Source organism: Arthrobacter sp. zg-Y895 (genome assembly GCF_020731025.1).
Lineage (GTDB): Bacteria > Actinomycetota > Actinomycetes > Actinomycetales > Micrococcaceae > Arthrobacter_B.
On sequence record NZ_JAJFZY010000004.1, the window covers coordinates 399,066 to 422,310 of the forward strand.

The 23,245-nt window shown below is 65.5% G+C and carries 19 protein-coding genes; 9 read left to right on the forward strand and 10 right to left on the reverse strand.

Translation table 11 applies throughout. The annotated features are described in order from the left end of the window. Nucleotides 1-12: 12 nt before the first annotated feature. Together uvrB and coaE are read right to left on the reverse strand one after the other, a co-directional pair. Nucleotides 13-2,091: an excinuclease ABC subunit UvrB gene (uvrB, locus tag LJ760_RS08595; protein WP_227921769.1), complete on the reverse strand. Its 2,079-nt coding sequence runs from the start codon at nucleotides 2,089-2,091 to the stop codon at nucleotides 13-15. Nucleotides 2,092-2,148: 57 nt separating this feature from the next. Beyond that, nucleotides 2,149-2,769 (reverse strand): dephospho-CoA kinase, encoded by a 621-nt coding sequence (coaE, locus tag LJ760_RS08600; protein ID WP_227921771.1) that lies wholly within the window; start codon nucleotides 2,767-2,769, stop codon nucleotides 2,149-2,151. Between the two features lie 51 nt (nucleotides 2,770-2,820). Between coaE and LJ760_RS08605 the strand changes: the two genes are divergently transcribed. From LJ760_RS08605 to LJ760_RS08635, 7 genes are all read left to right on the forward strand, one after another. Then, complete coding sequence (locus LJ760_RS08605) at nucleotides 2,821-3,498, forward strand: IMPACT family protein (RefSeq protein WP_227921773.1); 678 nt, start codon at nucleotides 2,821-2,823, stop codon at nucleotides 3,496-3,498. Continuing rightward, a complete protein-coding gene (locus LJ760_RS08610) occupies nucleotides 3,491-4,660 on the forward strand; it encodes a class I SAM-dependent methyltransferase (protein ID WP_227921775.1) in 1,170 nt (389 codons plus the stop codon). Before LJ760_RS08605 ends, LJ760_RS08610 begins: the two co-directional genes overlap by 8 nt. A 246-nt stretch (nucleotides 4,661-4,906) precedes the next feature. Further along, nucleotides 4,907-6,220 (forward strand): ABC transporter substrate-binding protein, encoded by a 1,314-nt coding sequence (locus LJ760_RS08615; RefSeq protein ID WP_227921778.1) that lies wholly within the window; start codon nucleotides 4,907-4,909, stop codon nucleotides 6,218-6,220. A 56-nt stretch (nucleotides 6,221-6,276) separates the two neighbouring features. Further along, nucleotides 6,277-7,278 carry a carbohydrate ABC transporter permease gene (locus LJ760_RS08620; protein ID WP_227921781.1) on the forward strand — a complete coding sequence of 334 codons (1,002 nt, stop codon included), beginning with the start codon at nucleotides 6,277-6,279 and terminating at the stop codon, nucleotides 7,276-7,278. Next, nucleotides 7,275-8,177, forward strand: a complete 903-nt coding sequence (locus LJ760_RS08625; RefSeq protein WP_374200041.1) for a carbohydrate ABC transporter permease — start codon at nucleotides 7,275-7,277, stop codon at nucleotides 8,175-8,177. Before LJ760_RS08620 ends, LJ760_RS08625 begins: the two co-directional genes overlap by 4 nt. After that, on the forward strand, nucleotides 8,177-9,631 hold the full coding sequence (locus LJ760_RS08630) for a GH1 family beta-glucosidase (RefSeq protein ID WP_227921784.1): 1,455 nt from the start codon (nucleotides 8,177-8,179) through the stop codon (nucleotides 9,629-9,631). The genes LJ760_RS08625 and LJ760_RS08630 overlap by 1 nt, the downstream gene beginning before the upstream one ends. Before the next feature lie 104 nt (nucleotides 9,632-9,735). Next, nucleotides 9,736-10,710: a LacI family DNA-binding transcriptional regulator gene (locus LJ760_RS08635; RefSeq protein WP_231709403.1), complete on the forward strand. Its 975-nt coding sequence runs from the start codon at nucleotides 9,736-9,738 to the stop codon at nucleotides 10,708-10,710. A gap of 46 nt (nucleotides 10,711-10,756) precedes the next feature. Here the strand turns inward: LJ760_RS08635 and ligA are convergent, their stop codons facing one another. The 5 genes from ligA to polA all read right to left on the reverse strand — a co-directional run bounded on the left by ligA (nucleotide 10,757) and on the right by polA (nucleotide 19,363). Beyond that, nucleotides 10,757-12,763 carry an NAD-dependent DNA ligase LigA gene (gene ligA, locus LJ760_RS08640; RefSeq protein ID WP_227921788.1) on the reverse strand — a complete coding sequence of 669 codons (2,007 nt, stop codon included), beginning with the start codon at nucleotides 12,761-12,763 and terminating at the stop codon, nucleotides 10,757-10,759. Then, nucleotides 12,760-13,080, reverse strand: coding sequence for a hypothetical protein (locus LJ760_RS08645; RefSeq protein WP_227921790.1), 321 nt, complete (start codon nucleotides 13,078-13,080; stop codon nucleotides 12,760-12,762). The genes ligA and LJ760_RS08645 overlap by 4 nt, the downstream gene beginning before the upstream one ends. 329 nt (nucleotides 13,081-13,409) lie before the next feature. Beyond that, a complete protein-coding gene (gene rpsA / locus LJ760_RS08650) occupies nucleotides 13,410-14,882 on the reverse strand; it encodes a 30S ribosomal protein S1 (protein ID WP_227921792.1) in 1,473 nt (490 codons plus the stop codon). Between the two features lie 277 nt (nucleotides 14,883-15,159). Next, nucleotides 15,160-16,491, reverse strand: coding sequence for a GNAT family N-acetyltransferase (locus LJ760_RS08655; RefSeq protein WP_227921794.1), 1,332 nt, complete (start codon nucleotides 16,489-16,491; stop codon nucleotides 15,160-15,162). 28 nt (nucleotides 16,492-16,519) lie between these two features. Continuing rightward, a complete protein-coding gene (gene polA / locus LJ760_RS08660) occupies nucleotides 16,520-19,363 on the reverse strand; it encodes a DNA polymerase I (RefSeq protein WP_442860648.1) in 2,844 nt (947 codons plus the stop codon). 19 nt (nucleotides 19,364-19,382) lie between these two features. Between polA and LJ760_RS08665 the strand changes: the two genes are divergently transcribed. Then, nucleotides 19,383-19,871 (forward strand): hotdog fold thioesterase, encoded by a 489-nt coding sequence (locus LJ760_RS08665; RefSeq protein WP_227921800.1) that lies wholly within the window; start codon nucleotides 19,383-19,385, stop codon nucleotides 19,869-19,871. Here LJ760_RS08665 and LJ760_RS08670 read toward each other — a convergent pair. Continuing rightward, complete coding sequence (locus tag LJ760_RS08670) at nucleotides 19,868-20,404, reverse strand: dihydrofolate reductase family protein (RefSeq protein WP_227921802.1); 537 nt, start codon at nucleotides 20,402-20,404, stop codon at nucleotides 19,868-19,870. The two genes, LJ760_RS08665 and LJ760_RS08670, sit on opposite strands and share 4 nt — an antisense overlap. A gap of 129 nt (nucleotides 20,405-20,533) precedes the next feature. On the opposite strand from LJ760_RS08670, the gene LJ760_RS08675 reads away from it, so the two are divergent. Beyond that, nucleotides 20,534-21,667 carry an alkene reductase gene (locus LJ760_RS08675; protein ID WP_442860649.1) on the forward strand — a complete coding sequence of 378 codons (1,134 nt, stop codon included), beginning with the start codon at nucleotides 20,534-20,536 and terminating at the stop codon, nucleotides 21,665-21,667. A 65-nt stretch (nucleotides 21,668-21,732) separates the two neighbouring features. Here the strand turns inward: LJ760_RS08675 and LJ760_RS08680 are convergent, their stop codons facing one another. Together LJ760_RS08680 and LJ760_RS08685 are read right to left on the reverse strand one after the other, a co-directional pair. Further along, nucleotides 21,733-21,975 (reverse strand): hypothetical protein, encoded by a 243-nt coding sequence (locus LJ760_RS08680; protein ID WP_231709325.1) that lies wholly within the window; start codon nucleotides 21,973-21,975, stop codon nucleotides 21,733-21,735. Further along, nucleotides 21,972-23,240 carry an inorganic phosphate transporter gene (locus LJ760_RS08685; RefSeq protein ID WP_227921804.1) on the reverse strand — a complete coding sequence of 423 codons (1,269 nt, stop codon included), beginning with the start codon at nucleotides 23,238-23,240 and terminating at the stop codon, nucleotides 21,972-21,974. Before LJ760_RS08685 ends, LJ760_RS08680 begins: the two co-directional genes overlap by 4 nt. Nucleotides 23,241-23,245: the final 5 nt, after the last annotated feature.

A 23,245-nucleotide genomic window follows, 5' to 3' on the forward strand; every position in this document is an offset into this window, starting at 1 on the left:
CCCGCATCCCGCCTAGGCGTGCCCGGCGGCCTGCATCTGCCGCAGTTCCTTCTTCAGGTCCCCCACCTCGTCGCGGAGCCGGGCGGCCAACTCGAACTGCAGCTCGGCGGCAGCGGCATGCATCTGCTCGGTCATGGACGCGATCAGGCTGGTGAGGTCCTCGGCGGGAGCAGCAGCCAGGCCGTCCTTACGGACCCCCTTGCCCTTGCCCTTCGTCTTCTGCTTGGCCGCCTCTGCCAGGAGAGCCTTGGTGTCGGCATCCTCGCGGGCCAGCTGGTCGGTGATGTCCGCGATCTTCTTGCGCAGCGGCTGCGGGTCCACACCGTGCTTCTTGTTGTACGCAACCTGGATTTCGCGCCGGCGGTTGGTCTCGTCGATGGCCTTGGCCATGGAATCGGTGATCCGGTCCGCATACATGTGCACCTCGCCCGAAACGTTACGGGCAGCACGGCCGATGGTCTGGATCAGCGAGGTGGAGGAGCGCAGGAAGCCCTCCTTGTCGGCGTCGAGGATGCTCACCAGCGAGACCTCGGGAAGGTCGAGGCCCTCTCGAAGCAGGTTAATGCCGACCAGCACATCGAAGGTGCCCATCCGCAGTTCCCGAAGCAGCTCCACACGGCGCAGCGTGTCGACGTCGGAGTGAAGGTATTCCACCTTGACCCCGTGCTCCAGCAGATAGCCGGTCAGGTCCTCGGCCATCCGCTTGGTCAGCGTGGTCACCAGGACGCGTTCATCCCGTTCGGTCCGGGTGCGGATTTCACCCAGCAGGTCATCGATCTGGCCCTTGCTCGGCTTGACCACCACCTGCGGATCCACCAGGCCGGTGGGCCGGATGATCTGCTCCACGAAGCCGTCCGACTTGGACAGCTCGTACTTGCCCGGGGTGGCGGACATGTAGACGGTCTGGCCGATCCGTTCCAGGAACTCGTCCCATTTCAGCGGCCGGTTGTCCATTGCAGAGGGCAGCCGGAAGCCGTGGTCCACCAGGGTGCGCTTGCGGGACATGTCGCCCTCGTACATGGCACCGATCTGCGGAATGGTGACGTGGGATTCGTCCACCACCAGCAGGAAGTCGTCCGGGAAATAGTCCAGCAGGCAGTGCGGGGCAGTGCCCGGACCGCGGCCGTCGATATGCCTCGAGTAGTTCTCGATGCCGTTGCAGAAGCCCATCTGCTGCATCATTTCCAGGTCATAGGTGGTCCGCATCCGCAGCCGCTGGGCTTCCACCAGCTTGTTCTGCGATTCCAGTTCCTTCAGCCGCACCTGCAGCTCGTCCTCGATCTGGCGGATGGCCCGGTGCATCCGGTCCTCGCCGGCCACGTAGTGCGACGCCGGGAAGACGTACATCTCCGTCTCTTCGTGGATAACGTCCCCGGTCAGCGGATGCAGGGTGTAGATGTTCTCGATCTCGTCGCCGAAGAATTCAACGCGGATCGCGTTCTCTTCGTACATCGGAATGATTTCCACAGTGTCGCCGCGCACGCGGAAGGTGCCGCGGTGGAAGTCCATGTCATTGCGGACGTACTGCATCGCTACGAAGCGGCGCAGCAGGTCATCACGGTTCATCTGCTGGCCCCGGCGCAGGGTCACCATTGCTTCGATGTACTCTTCCGGGGTGCCCAGGCCGTAAATGCAGGACACCGTCGCCACCACAATCACGTCACGCCGGGTCAGCAGGGCGTTGGTGGCCGAGTGGCGCAGGCGTTCGACTTCCTCATTGATCGAGGAGTCCTTCTCAATGAAGGTGTCCGTCTGCGGGACGTAGGCTTCCGGCTGGTAGTAGTCGTAGTAGGAAACGAAGTACTCCACCGCGTTGTTGGGCAGCAGCTCCCGGAACTCGTTCGCCAGCTGGGCAGCCAGCGTCTTGTTCTGGACCATCACCAGTGTGGGCCGCTGCACCTGCTCCACCAGCCAGGCCGCCGTCGCGCTCTTACCGGTACCGGTGGCGCCCAGGAGGACAACGTCCTTTTCGCCGGCTTTGATCCGCTCGGCGAGTTCCTTGATGGCGGTGGGCTGGTCACCGGCGGGCTTGTAGTCACTGATGACCTCAAACGGTGCCACGACTCTCTTGATGTCCTGCGCAAGACTCATGCCTATAAAACTACTCCGGTCCGCGGACAGCTGTGGTCCGCTTTGCTAGGGGCTGAACTACCGCCCGGCCCGGCTCCGCGCCTCGTTCAGCGGCACCAGCCGGGTCTCCCAGAGGTCGCGTACGGCAGTCACCAGTTCCTCGGGGGTGCCGGTGTTGTGCAGGACGACGTCGGCGGCCTCCGCCCGCTGTTCGGGAGTTGCCTGCGCGGTGATCCGGGCCCGCGCGGCCTCGGGATCCATCCCCCGGTCCTGCACCATGCGCTGCAGCCGCACGTCCTCGGGCGCCTCCACCACGACGACGAAGTCGAAGTTCCCGGCCTGGCCGGTTTCCACCAGCAGCGGGATGTCCTGGACCAGGATCCCGTCCGGCGGGGCCTCCGCCGCAAGCTGCGCGGCCCGCGCCCGGACCAGCGGATGGATGATGCCGTTCAGCACCGTACGGCGTTCCTCGTCGCCGAAGACCACGGCGGCCAGCGCCGGGCGGTCCAGCGAGCCGTCTGCGGCCAGGATCTGAGGGCCGAAAGCCTCGACGACGGCGGCCAGGCCTTCGGTGCCCGGCTCGACCACTTCACGGGCCAGGGCATCGGCGTCCACCAGCACGGCGCCGCACCGAACGAGGGTCCGGGCGACCAGGGATTTTCCGGCAGCGATCCCGCCGGTGAGTCCAACCTTGAGCATGCCCCCACCCTACCGCCGTCCCGGTCCGGAACCGCCTACTAGACTGGAAGAGTGAGCGATATCGACGCGGCGGCGGGGCGCTACACCACCATCGCCGGTGAACACCGCACTGAACTTGAAATCCGACGCTCACGCTTCATTACCGTGCTGCGCCGCACCGAAACGGAGGAGCAGGCGCGGGCCCTGGTGGCGGACCTGCGCCGCGAGTTCCATGACGCCCGGCACCACTGCAGCGCCTTCGTGCTGGGGCCCGGTCGCGAAGTCCAACGCTCCAGCGACGACGGCGAACCCTCAGGCACCGCCGGCATTCCGATGCTGGAAGCGCTGACCAAGCGGGAGACCTTCAACGGAGCGACGGATCTCAGCGATATCACCGCCGTGACCGTCCGCTACTTCGGGGGGATCCTTCTCGGTGCGGGCGGGTTGGTGCGTGCCTACTCCGAGTCCGTCTCCTCGGCCCTCGACACCGCTCCCCTGCTGAGGCGACGGCGGATGCAGCTTTACGGCATTCCGGCCGGACACTCCGCGGCCGGACGGCTGGAAAACGACCTCCGCACCGCAGGCGTCAGCGTGCTGGGCACGGATTATTCGGCCGCCGGCGCCTCCATCAACGTCGCCCTGCCGGACATCCCCGACGCCCTGGATGCCTTCCATGCCAGGCTCGCTTCCCTGACCGCCGGAGCCTCCGAGCCGGTCCCCCTTGGAACAGAATGGATCGACCGTGACTGACCCCGCACCGGGCCGGACCGATTTCGACTTTTCCCGCCTGCGCCGCAGGCCGGACGTCGAAGCCCCCAACCTGCAGGCCTGGGACGCCGCCGACACCCTGCTGCTCGATACTGCCGCAGCAGATCTCTCCGCAGCAGCGGACCCGGACCAGCCCGGCGTCGTCGTCATCGGCGATTCCTACGGCGCGCTCACGCTGGGAGCTGCGGCCCGGCACGGGCTGCGCCGCCTCCGTGTGCACCAGGATCCGCTGAGCGGCGAACAGGCACTGGATGCCAACGCCGCGGATCTGGGGCTGCCGGACGTTTTCAGCCACCATTCCCTCACGGCACCGCTTGTGAAGGATGCCCGCCTGGTGCTGCTGCGGCTCCCCCGCTCGCTGGCCGCGCTGGAAGAGATCGCTGCGCTGATCGCGGCCTCCGCCGCACCGGATGTCACGGTCTACGCCGGCGGACGGGTCAAGCACATGACTCCGGCCATGAACGAGGTCCTCGCCCGGTACTTCGGCTCCGTCACCGCCGGGCTGGGCCGGCAGAAATCCCGGGTCCTGACGGCCCGCTCACCCCTTCCGTCAGAGCAGCTCCCGGAACCGTCCTTCCCGGTGTCGCAGCGGCACGACGTCGGCCTGGCGCAGCCGCTGGAACTCTGGGCCTACGGCGCGGCGTTCGGCGGTACCGCACTGGATCCCGGCACGCGGTTCCTGCTGCCGCACCTGGCCTCCGCCCGCGCTGCCCGACGCGCCGTGGACCTTGGCTGCGGGACCGGCACCATCGCCGCCTACCTTGCACTGACCCGACCGGACCTCACCGTGCTGGCCACGGACCAGTCAGCCGCTGCTGCGGCCTCCGCCGTGCGCACCCTGGCGGCCAACGGCGTGGCGGACCGCGCCGTCGTCACCCGGGCCGATGCGCTGGGCCCGCTGCCGGACAGCTCGGAAGAACTGGTGGTGCTGAACCCGCCGTTCCATATCGGCGCCGCGGTGCATGCCGGAATCGCACTCAAGCTTTTTGCCGATGCCGGACGTGTCCTGCAACCGGGCGGCGAACTCTGGACGGTTTGGAACAGCCACCTGCTGTATCGGCCCGCCCTGACCAGGCTGGTGGGTCCCACCCGGGAAGTAGCCCGCAACCCCAAGTTCACGGTCACGGTCAGCACCCGGCGCTAACGCCGCACCCGCCGAACGGCCCCTCCAGGGCGCGGATTTCGAACCGGAGAGAGCGCTCTCTTGACAGTGGCGCAGATCACTCCTAGCCTGTAACCGACGCGTAGAGAGCGCTCTCTCAGACTCCGCTCCCGCCGCAGGAACCGCTTTTCTTTCCTCCCGCTTTCGTCGGATCACGCCACCCAAGCACCAGGCACGGTCTACCACCCGGGATCATCAACTGCTTTACCCACACACAAAGGAGTGACCGTGAAGAATTTCCGACATCCCGCGGCGGCGATTGCAGGTGCTGCCGTAGTAGCCCTGCTGGCCGTAGGCTGCGGCGGCGGCGACAGCGAAGCTGCCAGTGAAGACAATCCCCTGAAGCTGACCGTCACCACCTTCGGAACCTTCGGCTACGACGATCTGTATGCCGAATACGAGGAAGCCAACCCCGGCATCGACATCCAGGCCAACAACATCGACCGCGGCGCCAATGCGCAGACGGACCTCTTCACCAAGCTCGCGGCCGGTTCCGGCGTCAGCGACGTGGTGGCCCTCGAAGAAGGCTGGCTCGGTGCGGTCATGGACGTCTCGGACCAGTTCGTGGACCTGAACGAGTACGGCGCGGAAGATATCAAGGACAACTGGGTGGACTGGAAGTACAAGCAGGGCACCGACGCCGACGGCCGGGTCATCGGCTACGGCACCGACATCGGACCGCAGGGCCTGTGCTACAACGGCAAGCTGTTCGAGGAAGCCGGTCTGCCGAGCGACCGCGAGGCCGTAGCGGAACTCTTCGGCGGCGACGACGCAACCTGGGACACCTACTTCGAACTCGGCAACCAGTACCACGAGAAGACCGGCAAGGCCTGGTACGACCAGTCCGGATTCGTCTGGAACTCCATGGTGAACCAGATGAAGGAGGGCTACTACACTGCCGACGGTGACTTGAACATCGAAGGCAATGACGCCATGAAGGAACAGTTCATGCAGCTTGCTGCCGGAACCCAGGCAGGGCTCTCCGCCAACGAAACCAAGTGGGACTGGGGAACCGGCAAGGCGTTCACTGACGGTTCCTTCGCGACCTTCGTGTGCCCGGGCTGGATGCTGGGCACCATCCAGGAACAGCTCGAATCGGCCGGCGGCGGCGCGGACTCGGGCTGGGACTTCGCAGATGTCTTCCCCGGCGGGGCCTCGAACTGGGGCGGCGCGTTCCTGGCAGTCCCCGAAACCTCCGAGCACAAGGAGGAAGCCGCGAAACTCGCAGCCTGGCTCACCGCCCCCGAGCAGCAGGTGAAGCAGTCGGCGGCAGCCAACAACTTCCCCAGCACCATTGAGGCGCAGAAACAGCTGGCGGAGGACGCGACTCCCAATCCGATGTTCAACGACGCCCCCACCGGCGCGATCCTCGCTTCCCGGGCCGAAGGCGTAGTTGCCCAGTTCAAGGGCCCGGACGATTCAGTAATCCAGGAAAAGGTCTTCGGTGTGGCACTGACCCAGCTTGATGCGGGCAAGGTCGACGGCGAAGAAGCCTGGAACGAAGCAGTTCAACTCCTGAACGAGCTGGTAGTCAAGGACTAGTACCCAGCGGGGCCTCCGGGGAACCGGAGGCCCCCTGATGGACTGTGAGAATCGATATGACCGTAACCATGAAGCCGCCCGCGCCCGCCGCGCCGCCGGAGAAAATCAAACCCACGTTTAGGCAGCGCCTGAACGTCTGGGACGTCAAAGCCTCTCCCTACCTGTACATTTCACCGTTCTTCGTGCTCTTCGCACTGGTGGGCCTGTTTCCGCTGGTCTACACGTTCTACGTTTCGCTGTACGACTGGCACCTCCTGAAGGGCCAGGGCGACTTTATCGGGCTGGGGAATTTCGCCGAGGTCCTCGCCGACCGGTTCTTCTGGAACTCGCTTTTCAACACGATGAGCATTTTCCTGCTCTCGGCGATTCCGCAGCTGGCGGGCGCCCTGCTGATAGCCGCAGTCCTGGACCAGAACATCCGGGGCAAGACGTTCTGGCGCATGAGCGTGCTCATCCCCTACGTGGTTACGCCGGTTGCCGTAGCCCTGATTTTCACCTATATGTTCAACGAGCAGCATGGCCTCATCAACAGCGTCCTGAGCAACTTCGGCATAGATCCGATCATGTGGCGGACCGAAACCTTTCCCAGCCACGTGGCGGTGGCATCCATGGTCAACTGGCGGTGGACCGGCTACAACGCGCTGATCCTCCTGGCCGCCATGCAGGCAGTGCCGCGCGATATTTACGAATCCGCCGCTATTGACGGAGCCGGTGCCGTCCGGCGTTTCTTCAGCATTACCCTGCCGAGCATCCGGCCCACCATGATCTTCGTGGTCATCACTTCCACAATCGGAGGACTGCAGATCTTCACCGAGCCGCGCCTCTTCGATCCCACGTATGCCGGCGGCCCGGAGCGCGAGTTCCAGACCACCGTTCTCTACCTGTGGGAGATGGCCTTCCAGCGGCAGGATTTCGGAGCTGCATCGGCCATTGCCTGGCTGCTGTTCCTCATCATCATTCTTTTCGGAGTCCTCAATCTGGCCTTGTCCAGGCGGATAGCGTCATCCGACGGCAAACGGCAGCGCCGCCGGCCCGCAGTGAAAGGGAAACAAAAGTGAGTATCGTCGAAAAGACCGCGCCGAGGACCCAACCGCGGGCCCCGCGCCGCCGCCCGGCGCTGCGGCACCGGATCCTGGGCAACGGCCTTCGCCCCGGTTATCTGACCTACGGCCTGCTGCTCGCTTTCTTCATCGGGTCCGCCTACCCGCTGTGGTGGTCCGCAGTGGTGGGCAGCCGGTCCAATGAAGCGCTGAGCCTTACCTGGCCTCCGTTGCTGCCGGGCGGGAATTTCTGGAAGAACGTTGCCGAGGTATTCGACACCATTCCGTTCTGGACGGCGTTGTGGAACAGCATCCTGATCTCGACCATCATCACTGTTTCCGTGGTGATGTTCTCCACCCTGGCGGGTTACGCCTTCGCGAAGCTGCGTTTCCGCGGGAACAACGGGCTCATGGTCGCAGTGGTGGCAACCATGGCCATTCCGACCCAGCTCGGAATCATTCCCCTGTTTATGGTGATGCGGCACTACGGCTGGACCGGTGATATCGGCGCCGTCATCATCCCGACGCTCGTGACGGCCTTCGGCGTGTTCTTTATGCGCCAGTACCTGGTGGACGTCATTCCGGACGAACTGATCGAATCCGCGCGGATGGACGGCGCCAACATGATCAAGACGTTCTGGCATGTGGCCCTGCCCGCGGCGAGGCCGGCAATGGCCATCCTCAGCCTGTTTACCTTTATGTCCGCGTGGACGGACTTCCTGTGGCCGATGCTTGTACTCGACGCCGGAAACCCCACCCTCCAGACCGCTCTAAGCCAGCTGCAGTCCAACCGGTATACCGACTACGCGGTGGTCCTTACCGGTGCCGTGCTGGCAACCATTCCCCTGCTCATCCTTTTCGCGGTGGCAGGAAAACAACTTATATCCGGAATCATGCAGGGAGCAGTGAAGGGTTAATGACGAACAACGCCACGGAGCGAAAGAATTTTCCAGCGGGCTTTATCTGGGGATCCGCCACAGCGGCGGCCCAGGTCGAAGGAGCCGCATGGGAGGACGGCAAGGAAGACTCCGTGTGGGACACGTTCGCCCGGACCCCCGGAAACGTGAAGAATCTCGACACTCCGGCAGTAGCAGTGGACCATTACCACCGCATGCCTGCCGACGTCGCCCTGATGAAGGACCTTGGACTGGACTCCTACCGCTTCTCTACCAGCTGGGCACGGGTGCGGCCGGGAGACCGCGGCACCAGCAGCGCGGGGCTGGACTTCTACTCCCGCCTGGTGGATGAACTCCTCGGCGCCGGGATCCTGCCCTGGCTCACCCTCTACCACTGGGATCTGCCGCAGGCCCTGGAAGAGAAGGGCGGCTGGGCCAACCGGGACACCGCGTACCGCTTTGTTGAGTACGCCAATGATGTCTACTCGGCCCTTGGGGACCGGGTGCAGCACTGGACCACCTTCAACGAACCGTTCTGCTCGTCCCTGCTGGGCTACGGATCCGGGGTACACGCTCCGGGCCGGCAGGAACCCCGCGCCGCCATCGCAGCGGTCCACCATCAGCACCTCGCCCACGGCATGGCTGTCAACGAACTCCGTTCCCGCGGCGCCCAGCAGCTGGGTATCACGCTGAACCTCAGCAACTCCATCCCGCGGGATGCCTCCGATCCCGTGGACCTGGAAGCGGCACGGCTCTTTGACTCCCTGCAGAACCGCATCTTCCTCGACCCCATCCTTCGGGGCGCCTATCCGGAGGATTCGCTGAAGGACCTGGAGCCGTTTGGCTTGGCCGAGGCCATCCATCCGGGCGACCTGGAGATCATCGGGACCCCCATCGATTTCCTGGGAGTGAACCATTACCACGATGACCAGATCAGCGGGCACCCGGACACCAGCGGCGCCGACGGCCATTCCGGCGGCTCCGGGAGGCCCGTGGCCTCCCCATGGATCGGCGCCGAACACATCACGTTCCCGAGCCGTGGCCTGCCCCGTACCGCCATGGGCTGGGAGGTCAACCCCGACGGGCTCCGCCGGCTCCTGGTCCGCCTGGGCGAGGAGTACCCGGCTCTGCCGCCGCTGTACATCACCGAAAACGGGGCAGCCTACGACGACGTCGTGAGCGATGACGGGAGCGTGCCGGATGCCGAACGCACCGGCTTCATCATGGACCACATCGCCGCTGTCGGCCGTGCGATTGACGCGGGAGCAGACGTCCGCGGCTACTTCGTGTGGTCCTTGATGGACAACTTCGAGTGGTCCTGGGGCTACAGCAAGCGTTTCGGTATTGTCCGGGTGGATTACGACACCCAGGAACGCACGGTCAAGGACAGCGGCCTTGCCTACAGCCGGCTGATCGCGGCCAGCCGGGGCGAGGATTCCGGCACCCGTGGGACGGCTGCCGCCTCGATGGTGTGACGTCCCGTAAACTGGGCACCGATCGGGCGTCTCGCCCCTCAGTCGCGTAGGAGAAAACAGTGAGTGCTGAATCCGGCCAGGCGCGCCCCGTGCCGACCCTGGAAATGGTGGCCGCCCTGGCCGGCGTTTCCAGGGCCACGGTGTCCCGGGTGGTCAACGGTTCCCCTTCCGTTGACCCGAGCATGGCCGACTCGGTGGAAAAGGCGGTCCGGGCGCTGAACTATGTACCCAACCGCGCCGCCCGGACCCTGGCCAGCCGGCGGACATATACGGTGACGCTGCTCGTTCCGGAGTCCACCTCCAAGGTCTTTGCGGATCCCTTCTTCGCCAGTGTGGTGGAAGGAATCGCCCGCTACCTGAACACCACCGAATACATGCTCAACATGGTGACCTCCTCGGAATCCAACCCGGAGAAAACCCGCCGTTACCTGCTGGGCGGCAACGTGGACGGCGTGCTCGTGGTTTCCCACCACACGGGCGACCATTCCTGGGAGCGGTTGAACGGTCAGCTGCCGGTGGTTTTCGCCGGGCGTCCGCTCGTGGATGCCGGTCAGAGCTACTTCGTGGAAGTGGACAATGAGGAAGGCGCTGCGGCTGCCACGGCCAGGCTCACCGGCGCCGGGCGGCGCAGCATTGCCACAATCGCCGGGCCGCAGGACATGCTTGCAGGTGTGGACCGGCTCGCCGGCTGGCGGGCTGAAGTCCGCCGTGCAGGCCTGGATGACGCCCTGGTGGAGACCGGGGACTTTACCGTAGCCTCCGGGGCGGCCGCGATGCGCCGCCTGCTGGACCGCGGCAGGGACATCGACGCGGTCTTCGCGGCAAACGACCAGATGGCGTCGGGTGCGTATTCGGTGCTGCAGGAACGCGGGCTGCGCATCCCGGAGGATATCGCCGTGGTGGGGTTCGACGACGACTACTATGCCACCAGCCTTAGTCCGGCCCTGACGACCATCCATCACCCGATCACCGCCCTGGGCGGAAAGATGGCGGAGGTGCTGGTGGACCTGATTGAAGGCCGGCCGACCGAACGGGTCAACCGCCTCCCGACGTCGCTGGTGGTGCGGGACTCGGCCTAGGCAGAGCCCCGCATTTTCAACCGCTTCGCAACGCGGGGCTGCCGCTCTACCGGTCGTCCGCTCCGAGCATCTCGGCGAACTCGTCCGGCGTCACGATCCTGATGCCCAGCTCCTGCGCACGGAGGAACTTGCTGCTTCCCGGCTCGGCACACACCAGGAGGGACGTGGTTTTCGAGACCGAACCGGCAGCGCGGCCTCCGTTCGCTTCGATCAGTTCCTGGGCACCCGCCCGGGTCAGGGAGCCCAGCGCGCTGCCCTTCAGGGAGCCGGTGATGACCACATTCATGGCCTCCCCCTCTGGGGTGACGAGCGTGGCTGCCTTGGCGGCCTTCATCGGCGCAGACACCGGGGTGCCCATATTCACCCCGGCCGCGGCCAGGCGGTCAATGACCGGCCCGTTGTCCTTCAACGCTGCATGGATAACTTCCGCCTTGGCCTTGCCGATGCCTTCGACACCCGCGAGCTCTTCCACCGAGGCGCGCCGGAGGTTCTCCATCGTCCCGAAGCGCGCGGCCAGCCGGCGGCCGAAGGTCCGTCCGGTGTAGCGCATGGCCAGGGCGGTGATAACCCGGTTCAGCGGCCGGGACTTGGCCTGCTCGATTTCGGCCATGATTTTTCTGGCTTTCTTGACCCCGAGCACCCGGTCAGCACCCGATTCGGCCCTGCCCAGTCTCAGGTTGGCTAGCTGGTCCTCGGTCAGGTGAAAGATGTCCGAGACATCCCGGACCAGATCCGCTTCGATAAGGGCGTCCCCGGTGGAGCCGCCGACGCCGTCGATATCCAACCCGGCGTCGCGGGAGACTGCGTAGGAAATCCGCCCGGAAACCGAGCATTCGGGATTGATGCACCGCCACAACTCGGTGGACTTGTCGAATTCCCGGCCACATTTGGGACAGCCTGCCGGCGGTTCCCACGGCGTGGAAGAGGGGTCCCGCAGGTCGGCGCGCGGGAGGTGGACCTGCGGGATAACGTCATTGGCCTTGTACGCCATAACGGAGTCCCCGATGCGGATGTCCTTCTTCAACAGGTCCCGGACGTTGTGCAGGGAGGCATATTCGATCGTGGAACCGTCCACGTCCACGGGCGTGAACCGGGCACGGATGGATAGCTGCCCGGTCTTACCGATATCGAGTTCGATGTCTTCTATGACGGTAGGCACCTGAGCCGGCGGGTACTTGTAGGCCACCGCCCACTTCGGGGCATGCGGTCCCTCCCCCAGGGTTTTCCGCTCTGCGGCGGCGGGCACCTTCAGGACGGCACCGTCGATGGGGAAACCCAGGTCCGAACGCACCGCGCCCAGGGCAGCGACCGCTGCCATCGGGTCTTCCGCGGCCAGGACTACTCGCGGCAGCAGGGACCGCGCCGTCGTGAAGCCCAGGGCTGAAAGCTCTTCCATCGCGTCGTCGGCGTCCCGCGTGGCGGAGTATGCCGCGAAGGAGAACAGGCCGGCGTAGGTGGTGCCGTCCTTGTTCAGCATTCCGGCTACTCCGTTGCGGGCGTTCCTGAACGGCGCCTGGCCTGCCGCGGCGCGGATCGCGTTGGCCTTCGTCAAGTTCCCGTCGTTCAGGTACAGCTCGCCGCGGACTTCGAAGTCGCCTGCGCCGGCCAACCCGGGCAGCCCCTCGACGGCGCGGATCTTGGCGGTGACGTCTTCGCCGGTGTAGCCGTCACCACGCGTGGCAGCAGAAACCAGGTGCCCGTCCGCATACCGGACAATAATCGCCATGCCGTCGATCTTCGGTTCAACCACTGCATCTGGGTGCGCGGCGGCGAACTCGATGACCTTCTCCTCGCCGGGCTTTTCCAAGGATCCGGCCGGCGAGGCATGCTCGACGTTCCCGCCTTCGGCACCCCCATGGCCGACAGCCGAGTGCAGCCCGTGGCGCGGGGAGATGCCGTTGGCCGTTTCGTAGGACAGGATCGCCGCCAGCAGACTGTCGAACCGGGCGTCCGGCATTTCCTCGATGTCGGTCTGCTCGTAGGACCTGGCGGCGGACAGGGCCTGCGCCACCAACTGGTCGTAATTGTCAGCGGTGATGTGGAAGTTCCTCATACCGATTCCGTCATGGGGAACGCCACTTCCGGACCCAGCCAGAACAGGAACACCATGAACCAGATGAGCAGTGCCGCACCGAACCACCACCGCGCCGCCGTCGGATGCTTCAACCGGCGGAGCACGGCATAGCCGCCCCAGGCAAGGCCCAAGGCGACGAACGGTCCGGGGCACAGAAGCAGGGCCATAACCTCGTATTTCGCTCGTTCCCCGGACTCGTCGGAACCGCCCTGCGTCATGCCGAGATTGATAAAGACAACGAATGCGACGAGCGTGGCATAGGCGCCGACGACGGCGGTGAGCACTGAGGCGGTCATCAGGGCAGCGAACTCGGCACCGGACCTGGCCTTCGCCGGGCGGCCGTAAGGCGTTTGCGCAAAAACCTGTTGCGGGTAAGGCTGCTGCGGGTATGGGTATGACTGCTGCTGCGGCGGATACGCCCCTTGCTCCGGCCGGGCCCCTTGTTCCGCCATGATCTCCCCCTGATCGACATCGAAAAACCGTTCTCCGGCCCTACCCTAGAGTTGCCGATCGCCGACGGGCAGCCAGACACGCCCGGGCACGCAAAAGCGGGCCCCCACCGAAGTGGAGGCCCGCTTTAGGCAGTTACACGGTCCGACTTACCGGACAGCGGAACCAGTGGGAATTAGTTTCCCGTGAGCTTCTCGCGCAGTGCAGCCAGGGCTTCGTCGGAAGCCAGCGTGCCGGCACCCGTCTCGGCAACGGCCGGCTCGGAGGAGTAGCTGGTGGTGCCGGAATCGGTGGATTCCGAAGCAGCAGCGATGTCCTCGGAGTTGTGCTGAGCAACCTGCTTCTTGTGGGCTTCCCAACGTGCCTGGGCGTCAGCGTACTGCTGCTCCCAAGCTGCGCGCTGGGTTTCGTAGCCTTCGAGCCATTCGTTGGACTCGGGGTCGAAGCCCTCCGGGTACTTGTAGTTGCCGGCTTCGTCGTACTCTGCGGCCATGCCGTACAGAGCCGGATCGAACTCGGTGCCCTCGGGATCGACGCCCTCGTTGGCCTGCTTCAGGGACAGCGAGATGCGGCGACGCTCAAGATCGATGTCGATGACCTTGACGAACAGTTCGTCTCCAACGGAGACAACCTGCTCGGCGAGCTCCACGTGGCGGACAGCCAGTTCGGAGATGTGGACCAGGCCTTCGATGCCGTCTTCGACGCGGACGAACGCACCGAACGGAACGAGCTTGGTGACCTTACCCGGAACAACCTGGCCGAGGGCGTGGGTGCGGGCGAAGGTCTGCCACGGATCTTCCTGCGTAGCCTTCAGCGACAGGGAGACACGCTCGCGGTCAAGGTCAACTTCCAGAACCTCAACGGTGACTTCCTGGCCAACTTCGACAACCTCGGAGGGGTGGTCGATGTGCTTCCAGGACAGCTCGGAAACGTGGACGAGGCCGTCTACGCCGCCAAGGTCCACGAATGCACCGAAGTTGACGATGGAGGAAACAACGCCGGGACGAACCTGGCCCTTTTCCAGCTTGTTGAGGAACGTGGAACGAACCTCGGACTGGGTCTGCTCGAGCCAGGCACGGCGGGACAGAACAACGTTGTTGCGGTTCTTGTCCAGCTCGATGATCTTGGCTTCGATCTGCTGACCGATGTACGGAGCCAGGTCGCGGACGCGACGCATCTCCACGAGGGATGCAGGCAGGAAGCCGCGCAGCCCGATGTCGAGGATAAGACCACCCTTGACAACCTCGATGACGGTACCGGTAACGACGCCGTCTTCTTCCTTGACCTTCTCGATGTCGCCCCAGGCACGCTCGTACTGAGCACGCTTCTTGGAGAGGATCAGACGGCCTTCTTTGTCTTCCTTGGTGAGCACCAGGGCTTCGACCTGATCGCCGACGGAGACAACGTCTCCGGGATCAACGTCGTGCTTGATGGAAAGCTCGCGGGAAGGGATGACACCCTCGGTCTTGTAACCGATGTCGAGCAGGACCTCGTCGCGGTCAACCTTGACAACGGTACCTTCGACGAGATCGCCGTCGTTGAAGTACTTGATCGTTGCGTCAATCGCGGCGAGGAAGTCCTCGGCAGTACCGATGTCGTTGATGGCGACCTGCGGGGTACCGGACTTCTCGTTGGTGGTGATGGTCATGTAGTTGGGACTCCGATGTGGAAGTTGTTTTGTATTCCGGACTGGTTTCCACTAACCGGCGGTTGGGCCGGGTGGCCCCCGCAGGCAAGATACTTGCCCAAGTGAATGCCGAAGGCACGAAAGTGCCGAAGACGAACAGCTTGTTTGCCCGGAGATGGACAGGATTGGTTATAACTTGCGCTATTACGCGCCCGATCAGTCTAGCCGGACCCGCCAACGCAGGTCAAAGGGAACTGCCGGGCTGACGTCGAAAAATACCCGCCTGCCACTCAGGTGATTAGAAATGCGTGCTGCAGTAAGGCGCCGGTCCGGCCGAAAACAGCTCGTCCAGGACGCCCAGGGCCGCTTCCCCGGCCTGCACCGACCCGGCTGCCGCCAGCGTCCGCGCGCTCACGGCCCCCAGATACAGGGAACCGAGTGCCGCCGCAGTCAGCTGCACCCGCGGCGTGTCCGCGTCTTCTCCGACTCCGGCCGGACGTGCGGTTCCGACGCCGCCGCGCACCTCGAGTAGGAAACTCCCCCCAGCCAGCGCCATTGGATCTTCGACGTCGAGCACTATCGTGCCGTCGCCGAAGTATCCGCGCGCCGTCAGGGCGGCCACCGGGTCCAGGATCCGCAGCCACAGGACATCCTCGACGTCCTTGACCTTGTACCGGCGCCGGTCGGCGAGCATCCACGGCAGCGGATCCTCCACCGGGGCCTCGGAGAAGGTCAGCCGGTCCACCAGGTCGATGGATCCGAGGTAGCGCCAGAGTTCGCGGTAGGCCTCGTCGCTGGCCGCCACCAGATCGGTGATCTTCACCGTATGCGGCTCGTTCTGCCAGCCCAGCGACTTGTAGGCCGCATATCCGTCCGGGACGCCGTCAGAGTTGTATCGGAGGACACCCCGTATGGCCGTGTCCGGTTCAGTGTTTTCCCCGCTCCACTTCCCCGCAGCACGCATGGCGTACGCATGCTGCCGCCCCAGGGCGCCGAAGGTGCGTTCCAGATGGGCCCGGAAGATTTCCGGCACGAGCTCCCGGAGCTTGTCGGCGTCGGCAATCGCGATACTGCCGCGCGGCGGGGCAGCGAATTCGAGGCCGCCGCGGGTGTCCAGTTCGACGCCGGCGGTGGACGTGGCGGCCCCGAACCCGAAGCGCCCGTAAATGGTTGCTTCCGACGCGGTGAGGGCGGCCAGCACCAGGCCGGAGTCTTTGGCCCGGGTGAGGTCCGCGGTAATCATCCGCCGCAGGATGCCCCGGCGCCGGTGCGTGGGCCGGACGGTAACCGCCGTGACCAGGTGCGTGGGCAGCAGGTCGCTTCCGCCGACGTTGAGGTCATTGACCATGGTGGCGTAGGTGGCCACGGGCACTGCCGGGTCCCAGGCATACTCCGGCAGGTTGTCGTCGTACACCGCGGTCAGGACACGGCCGTCCCGCAGGTAACCGTCCACCTGGGCCGGCAGCCGGTCCTCTTTGGTGCGGTCCTCGTGGAAGCCCAGGTTGACGGCGTCGACCCACCTGGCCGTCCACTCGTCAGCCTTGCCCGGGTCCGCGGCGTCGTAGCCGGCGGGGAAGGAAGCGAACCGCAGCCCGTCCGCGGTGCTGTCCGTGCTGTGGTCCGTCTCCATGGTTCCCCCTGTGTTTAGGCGGCAGCGCCTAGTGCCCGGCCTCGTGCCAGCTGATGCCCTCGCCGACGGAGACATCCAGCGGAACGGACAGGTCCGCCGCGGAGCCCATCTGCGCCCGCACCAGCTTCTCCACTGCGTCCCGCTCCCCGGCGGCGACTTCGAGGACCAGTTCATCATGGACCTGCAGCAGCATCCGGGATTTCAGCCCCTGCGCCTTCAGCTCACTGTCCACGCCGAGCATGGCCTTCTTGATGATGTCCGCCGCGGATCCTTGGATGGGGGCATTGAGTGCTGCCCGTTCGGCCATTTCGCGCAGCTGCCGGTTGTCGCTGGACAGGTCCGGCAGGTACCGGCGGCGGCCCTCGATGGTGGAGGTGAAGCCGTCCTTGCGGGCCTGCTCGACGACGCCGCGCAGGTAATCGCGCACGGCACCGAACCGCTCGAAGTAGTCACGGATGAGGGTCCGGGCCTCGTCCACCGGGATGGCCAGCTGCTTGGACAGGCCGAAGGAGCTCAGGCCGTAGACCAGGCCGTAGGACATGGCCTTGACCTTGGAGCGCATGGCACTGGTGACCTCTTCGGGGGCCACGTTGAACACGTGCGACCCGACGAAGCGATGCAGGTCCTCGCCCGCCTGGAAGGCGGAGATCAGCCCTTCGTCGCCGGAGAGGTGGGCCATGATCCGCATTTCGATCTGCGAGTAGTCCGCGGTGAGCAGCGAATCATAGCCTTCGCCGACCACGAAGACCTCGCGGATGCGCCGGCCCTCTTCGGAGCGGATCGGGATGTTCTGCAGGTTCGGGTTCACCGAGGACAGCCGTCCGGTGGCGGCCACCGTCTGGGCGTAAGTGGTGTGGATGCGGCCGTCGTCGGCAACGGACTTCCGCAGGCCCTCGACAGTGGAGCGCAGCTTGGACGCGTCGCGGAAGGCGAGCAGCTGCTCCAGGAACGGATGTCCGGTCTTCACGATCAGGTCCGTCAGCGCATCGGCGTCGGTGGAGTACCCGGTCTTGATCTTCTTGGTCTTCGGCAGGCCGAGTTCGTCGAAGAGGACGGCCTGCAGCTGCTTCGGGGACCCGAGGTTGATCTCCTTGCCGATGATCCGGAAGGCTTCCTCGCTCGCGCGGGTGATGGTGGCGCTGAAATCGTCCAGCAGCCGGTCCAGCTTCTCGGAGGACACCGCGATGCCGGCAAGCTCCATTTCCGCGAGGACCTCGGACAGCGGCAGTTCCAGTCCGCCGAGCAGCTGGTTGGCGCCGCGCTCCACAAGCTGGCCGGCAAAGTGCTCGCTCAGCCGCAGGGCGGCAAACGCCTTGGACACGGCCGGCGTTGCCGCGTCTTCGTCCCCGAGGGACAGTTCCAGCTGGTTGCTGGCAGCCGCCGCGGGAACGATGTTCATCTTCAGGTGGTACTGCGCCAGGTCCGCCAGTTCGTAGCTGCGGCGGTCCGGCTGGATCAGGTAGCCGGAGATGGCGGTGTCATCGACCTCGCCGGCCAGGTGCAGGCCGCGGGCAGCCAGTGCCTTGTAGGCTTCCTTGAAATCGTGGACCACCTTGGGTGCGTCCAGGTCCGCCAGCCAATCCGCCAGCACCTGCTCGGCGGCGCCGTCGAGCTCGGTGAGCGGCACGTAGGCGGCCGAGGCGTCCGTCACCAGGGCAATGCCGACGACGTCGCGCGCCCCGGCGGCACCCTCCGTCACCAACTGCACGGCAGTGCGTGCCTGGTTGGCGGCACGGAACCAGCTGTCCAGTTCCGCGGCATCGGTGATGATGCTGTGTTCAGGGGCGGCCACTTCGGCGTGCGCGGCGGCCTCGCCCTCGTCCTCCCCGTAGACGTCGAAGAGCCGCTTGCGCAGCGCGTTGAACTGCAGGGCGTCAAAGAGTTCCTCAATGGCCTCCCGGTCCGGCCGCTGGGCGGCCATGGCCTCGAGGTCCACCGGCAGGTCCAGGTCCCGCAGCAGCCGGTTCAGGCGCCGGTTCCGCTTGACGTCCTCGATGTTCTCGCGCAGGGAATCGCCCACCTTGCCCTTGATGGAGTCCAGGTTCTCGAGGATGCCTTCGAGCCCGCCGTAAAGCTTGATCCACTTGGCAGCGGTCTTGGGACCCACGCCCGGGACGCCGGGCAGGTTGTCCGCGCTCTCGCCCACCAGGGCAGCGAGATCGGAGTACTTGTCCGGGGGAACCAGGTATTTGGCTTCCACGGCTGCGGCGTCCATGCGCGGCAGGTCGGAAACACCCTTCTTGGGGTAGAACACCGTGACATGGTCATCCACCAGCTGGAAGGCATCCCGGTCCCCCGAGACGACCATGACGTCCCAGTTAAGGGCGGACGCCTTCTCGGCCAGCGTCGCAAGGATGTCATCCGCTTCGTAGCCGTCCATGGACAGCGTGGGAATGCGCATGGCTTCCATGACCTTGATGATCAGGTCAATCTGCCCGTGGAACTCCTCGGGCGTCTTGTTCCGTCCGCCCTTGTATTCGGTGTACTCCTCAGACCGGAAGGTAGGTGTGTCCAGGTCGAAGGCCACGGCCACGTGAGTGGGCTTCTCCTCCTTGATCAGGTTGATCAGCATGGAGGTGAAACCGTAGACGGCGTTGGTGTGCTGGCCGGTGTCGGTGGAGAAGTTCTCGGCCGGGAGCGCGTAGAAGGCCCGGAACGCCATGGAGTGTCCGTCAATCACCAGCAGGCGGTTGTGTCCCCCGGCGTTCACGGTTCCCAGCGAAGCGGCCGCTGCACCCGGGGCGCCCGGGCTTTCGACGGCGGTGCTGCCGTTATCAACGCTCGTTTTGCCGCCGTCTTCCGTGTTGCCGTTAATGTCGCCGTTGATGTTGCTGCTCAAGGGGGTCGTGGCCAGTTTGGTAGATTCACTCACAAATGCAAGCCTAGTTGCCATGAGCGAGATTTTCACGCCGGGCACTTCCGGCCGTCAGGCGGGCACCAACCCCCACAAGCAGGAACTTATCGACGCCGGTGTCCCGGAAGAGATGCACGACTGGCTGTCCGCGCACGGCGTGGGCCGGCTGGTGGCAAAGATGGGCATCCGTTTCCTCGAGATGTCGGCGGACCGGCTGGTGGCCACCATGCCGGTGGAGGGCAACGAACAGGTGGCAGGGATCCTTCACGGCGGGGCGCACCTGGTCCTCGCCGAGACCCTCGGCTCCTTCGGCGCCGGTATCCATGCCGGACCCGGGCGGCACGCCGTCGGGATAGAAATCGGTGCCACGCACCACCGGTCCGCGTCCTCCGGGCTGGTCACCGGCACGGCCACGGCCGTGCACCTGGGCAACACCCTCACCACGCACGAAGTGGTCATCACCGATGAGGAGGGCCGCAGGCTGTCCACGGCCCGCATCACGAATATGATCCGCGAGTCCCGCTAGGGCTCCTGCCCGGCCCGGATTCCGTAACACAGCCGTACGCTGCCGTCGGCGGACGGACGGGCGCTGAGCAGCACCGCAGGCCGTGCAGCCGCCAACGGCAGCGGCGGCCGGCCACTGCCGAGCAGGATCGGATGCACCACCAGGCGTAGTTCGTCCAGTAACCCGTGGTGCAGGTACTGGCCCGCCAAGTCCGCACCGCGCAGCCAGACGTCGCCGCCGTTGGCCGAGTCCGTTATGTCCGCCGCGAATTCCTCCACCGGACCGCGGACAAACATGATGTCCGCCCCGGCGACGGCGGGAAACTCGTGATGCGTGTAGACCCAGACAGGCCCGGGCGGGCAGTCCCACGCGCCGACGCCGCCCTCCCCTACCTGCCGCTGCAGCCGGCCGTAGGTTCCCGCCCCCATCACGACGGCGCCCGCGTTCGCCGGCGATTCGGCCACCCGGAACCGGCGGTTATCCGCCGGGCCGGCGGCGTCGTCGGCGGTGAATCCGTCAAGGGATACCGAGGCGTAGTACACAGTCCGCACCATGCCGCCATGGTAGCCAGCCGGCGGCCGGACAGGTATGGGCTCCGCCACAGTCGGCGTCGCCCGCGGAATAGGTTCGCGGGGTACCGGGTTGCCGCCTACGGAACCATACTGCCGCTGTCAGCGCCGCCTATGCAGGCACAGGCAGCGGCAATCTATAGGAAGAGTTACTTAGTGAACCTGTTTTCCCCGATGACCGCCGGCAGCCTTGAACTGTCCAACCGCCTCGTGATGGGCCCGCTGACCCGCCAGCGAGCCGGACGCGACGGCATCCCGGGTCCGATGATGGTTGAGCACTACAGCCAGCGCGCCTCGCTGGGCCTGATCGTCAGCGAAGGAACGTATCCCAGCCGCGAAGGGCAGGGCTTCCCGGGCCAGCCCGGACTCGTGGATCCGGAACAGCTGGAGGGCTGGCGGAAGGTCACCGACGCCGTACACGCAGCCGGCGGCCGCATTGTTGCGCAGGTCATGCACGCGGGCCGGGTGACCCACCCGAACATCAACGGTGGAGTGGACCCCGTAGCCCCGAGCGCCATTGCCGTGGACGGCATGTCGCACACCTACGACGGCAAGCAGGCATACACGGTGCCCCGCGCGCTGGAGGCCGGGGAACTGGCGTCCGTGACCGCGGACTTCGTGCGCGGGTCCCGGGCAGCGGTGGATGCCGGGTTCGACGGCGTGGAGCTGCACGGAGCGAACGGCTACCTCCTGCATGAATTCCTTTCCCCGACGGCGAACCAGCGCACGGATAACTACGGCGGAACCCCCGAGAACCGCGCACGGTTCGTCATCGAAACGCTTGCTGCAGTCGCGGCCGAGATCGGCGCCGACCGGGTGGGCCTGCGTATTTCGCCCGAACACAATGTCCAGGGCTGCCTGGAGATGGACGCAGCGGATGTGCTTGCCACCTACGGCGTCCTGCTGGATGCCGTGGCTCCGCTCGGGCTTGCGTACCTGAGCATCCTGCACCGCGACCCCGCCGGTGAGCTGGTGCAGGCCCTGCGCACCCGTTTCGGCGGCAAGGTACTGCTCAACACCGGTTTCGGCCCCCTCACCACCCGCGAGGAAGCCCTGGCCATGATGGACGACGGACTGGGTGACGCCGTCGTTGTCGGCCGTCCGGCCATCGCCAACCCGGACCTGGTGCGCCGCTGGCAGGAAGACCTGCCGCTGAACACCCCGGACGCAACGACGTTCTACTCCTTCGGACCCGAGGGCTACACGGATTACCCGTTCTACGCCCCGGACGCTGCGTCGCAGAACTAGGCTCCGCCAACGTAAAAGGCCCGCAGGATCTAATGATCCGGCGGGCCTTTTACGGTTCTGAAAGCCTAGCCGTGCAGCGCCGGGACAATCAGGTAGATGCCGAACAGCACCGCTGCAGCGCTCAGGGCGAAGCAGGCGAAGGCGCCGGCCTTCGCCAGGGCAACGCGGTTGCGCGGGGTGGAGCCGGTCTCCGCATCGAGCGAGACCGCGTACAGCCGGACCCCGAACGAATAGATGCAGACCACGGTCAGCGCGGCGAGGAGAGTGACGCCGAAGACCGTCAGGTAGTCCATCCAATGGATGTTCATTTGGAACCTTCCTTGACCTTGGCAGCGGCGCGGCCGTTCCTGCCGGAGTTGCTGTTCTTACCGGAGTTGCCGTTCTTGCCCTTGCCGGTGTTCTTGCCGCGGCGCTTCTTGATGCGGACCACTTCGCCCGCGTTTTCAATGTCGCTGACCGCGTTGTCGTGGTTCACCGGGCTGCGGCGGGACCACAGGAAGATGCCCAGGACGGTGAGGGTTCCGAGGACGGTGATTGCGACTACGCCTGCAGTGCCGATGGACGCGATGAGCGCCGCGATGGCACCCATAGCGGCGGCGGCGGGAAGCGTAAGGAGCCAGCCGGCGCCGACCCTACCGGCGGTGCCCCAGCGGACCTCGGCGCCCTTGCGGCCCAGGCCGGAACCGATCACGGAGCCGGACGCGACCTGTGTGGTGGACAGCGCGAATCCCAGATGGGACGACGCCAGGATGGCAGCGGCCGTACTGGTTTCGGCAGCAAAGCCCTGTGCCGGCTTGACCTCGGTCAAGCCGGTTCCCATTGTGCGGATGATGCGCCAGCCACCGGCGTAGGTTCCGGCGGCAATGGCAATGGCACAGGCTGCGACCACCCAGAACTCGGGGCCGGTCCCGGAGGTCTGCAGGCCGCCGGCAACCAGGACCAGGGTGATCACACCCATGGTCTTCTGGGCGTCGTTGGTGCCGTGAGCCAGGGCAACCAGGGAGGAGGAGAAGATCTGGGCGTAGCGGAAGCCGCCGCGCTTCCGAGGCAGCTTGTTGCCCGAATCGGGATCATGCCGGCGGGTGATCCGGTACGCCAGCTTGGTGGCGAGGTATGCCACGAACAGGGCGATGCACGGAGCGATCAGCGCCGGCAGGACAACCTTGGACATCAGCACGGAGTAATCCACCGAACCGAATCCGGCGCCGACAATCGCGGCACCGATCAGCCCGCCGAACAGGGCGTGGGAGGAACTGCTCGGCAGTCCCCGCAGCCAGGTGATCAGGTTCCAGATGACGGCGCCCATCAGGCCGGCGAAGATCATGACGGGGGTTATCTGGATCCCGCCCTCACCTTCCTTGATGAGTCCGCCGGAGATGGTTTTGGCTACCTCCGTGGAGAGGAAGGCACCTACCAGGTTGAGCACGGCCGCCAGGGCGACGGCCGTTTTGGGCTTGATGGCACCGGTTGCGATGGGGGTAGCCATCGCATTGGCGGTGTCATGAAAGCCGTTGGTGAAGTCGAAGAATAGTGCTAGCGCGATCACCAGCGCGACCATAAGGGTGAGGTCCACCGCAT